1 protein-coding gene is annotated in these 2,256 nt (G+C 34.5%); it reads right to left on the reverse strand.

Annotated features, from left to right (window positions below; genetic code table 11):
* Positions 1–64: 64 nt before the first annotated feature.
* Entirely contained in the window at positions 65–1,918 is a 1,854-nt protein-coding gene (locus tag U9P79_08110; protein ID MEA2104586.1) for an IS1634 family transposase, read from the reverse strand.
* Positions 1,919–2,256: the final 338 nt, after the last annotated feature.

Consider the following 2,256-nt stretch of genomic DNA (forward strand, 5'->3'; position numbering starts at 1 on the left):
TTAACCCAACTTGAAAATTGACATTCACAAACGTCTCATTTTGAGTGATTAGCGTTTTTGTTTTTTACATTTGGGGGACTAATTTTGTTTTTCTTACAAAAGGTCTGTGCTTAAATTTTAGACTGTCGAAAATGTTTCTTTGGTCTTTTGTGGGTCTTGTGCAAAGTTTTATATATAATTTTTCATTTTGCTTATTGTTTACGCTGACTATTGATGACTGCATTGTTCGCATTTTTTCCGTAATTGTCTGCCAGCTGTAATTTATATCATTTCCTTTGAGCGTTCTTCTTATGTAATTTACGACTTGATATGCTAATATTCCGAGCCATATATGCGGTTCAATATATGCGTCCTTTTGATGGTATATAGGTCTTATGTCAAGGTCTGTTTTTAATGTGCGGAAAACTGCTTCAACATCTCTTGTCAGATTGTAAATCTGCCAAATATCGCCCTCTTTTACAGCCGTTTTAGTATATCGAAGGAAATATTCTCCTTTGGGACGTTCTCTTTCTTTTATTCTCTCCCAAGTAATATCGGTAATTATTCCTTTCTCCTTATCTTCGGTGTATTTTATGTCATACAGCCAACCAATTTTTGACAGTTTTGCTTTTATTTTTCCGACCTTTTCGTGAACTTTCTCTATCTTTTTTAATGTGCGGGGTTTTGGTAATTTGTCCTTAATCTCCTGTAATTCAAGCTCTAATCTTTTTGTCAGTTTTTTATCAATAGACTCTTCTTTCTTTTGTTTTTGTTCACTTTTAACGTGCAAAAAATTATCAGGCTTGTCTTTTACATCTATTTTTGTGAGTTCTATTTTATTGCCCCTGTTGTCGGTTATGCTTTCCGCATTTTCAGAAAGTTTGTCATAAGCCTTTGGTGTTATGCGACTTACACAAACGTAATCATATTTATATTTGTCGCTTCGCAGAAGTTCCAAATTTTCTTCTGTTGCTATTCCGGCATCCATTACTACGACAGGAACCTCATCCTCAGCTGGAAATTGTTTGCTTACGTCCTCTATCATTGTCGAAAATGTTCCCGGTTCGCTGACATTTCCTTTGTAAAATTTATTGTTTCTCACAAAGCCCAAACTGTCTATGGATAAGGCGAGGCCTATTAATTTGCTGCCGCTCTGCTTTTGTTTTGAGCGTCCGAAATTTGCTTTTTCGCTGCCGAGCATCTGACCTTCAAAATACATATTTGTCAAATCAAAAATAACAATTTTGCTTCTGCCCGAAAAAATATCTTGAATGTTGGAATATAATTTATTTTCAATAAGTTCCTTATTCTCATACATCTGCTCGGCTGCTTTATACAGCTTATAGCGGCTGATGTTTTCATCGATTTCAAAGAGTTCCGCGGCAGCTGAGTTTTCCGAAAGCCAACGCTCTGTCTCTAACTCGCTTGACGGATGCAGCATCTTGGCTGTCAGCAGTGTTTGTGCTATTTTAATTTGATTTGCCGACATTCCGGTTTCTGATAACAGTTTGTCAATTCCGAGCTTTTCAAAAGACTGCTTTACAAGATGCTCTCCTCCGATTTCCTTACTGTCAATCTGTTCAATGCTCTCTAAATCAACTTCTTGATAGTTACTCTGTATCTCTTTCTCTATCTTGCTTTTTTTGTTGTTAGTTGTAAATAATTTGTTTTTGATAATCTTATCTGCAAATTCCCGAGCAAGCTCCTCAATATCTTTATATCTCTGATTATCAGCAAATAACTCATTAGAATTGCCGGAGATAATCTCTTCGATTCTGTCGGCAAGTGCTTTATGGTTTTCTTTGGAAACACCTGATAATGAGCCGAGACTCATTATTGTTTGGTGTCTTATTTTGTTCCCTGTTTTGTAACTGTGCACCAACCTGTAATAGGTATATTCCTTGTCGGAATTTTTATTCTTCTTATTTATTTTTTTCAAAAACATTCTGCAAATATAATACCATTATAATTACCGTGCAAATCTATGGGGGACTAAAATTCAGCCCCGAAAAACTCATCTCTTTGATTATTAGGCAAATAACTGTATGTTAAAATATGTTAAATATTTGCATATCGCTTATTATCTGCCACTTAGCATTTCCTTATTTTTGAGTCAAATTGTATTATTGAGACTAAATTTTCAAGTTGGGTTAAAAACAGACTCCTGTTTTTTTTCTTTTTTTTCATCAGATGTAACTTCTTGAGCAAAAGTATCTGTAAAAATAAACATCACTAAGCCTAATAATAGAAAATGTAGTTTCATAATTTTTTGATTTT

The organism is Candidatus Cloacimonadota bacterium (assembly GCA_034661015.1).
GTDB lineage: Bacteria > Cloacimonadota > Cloacimonadia > JGIOTU-2 > JGIOTU-2 > JAYEKN01.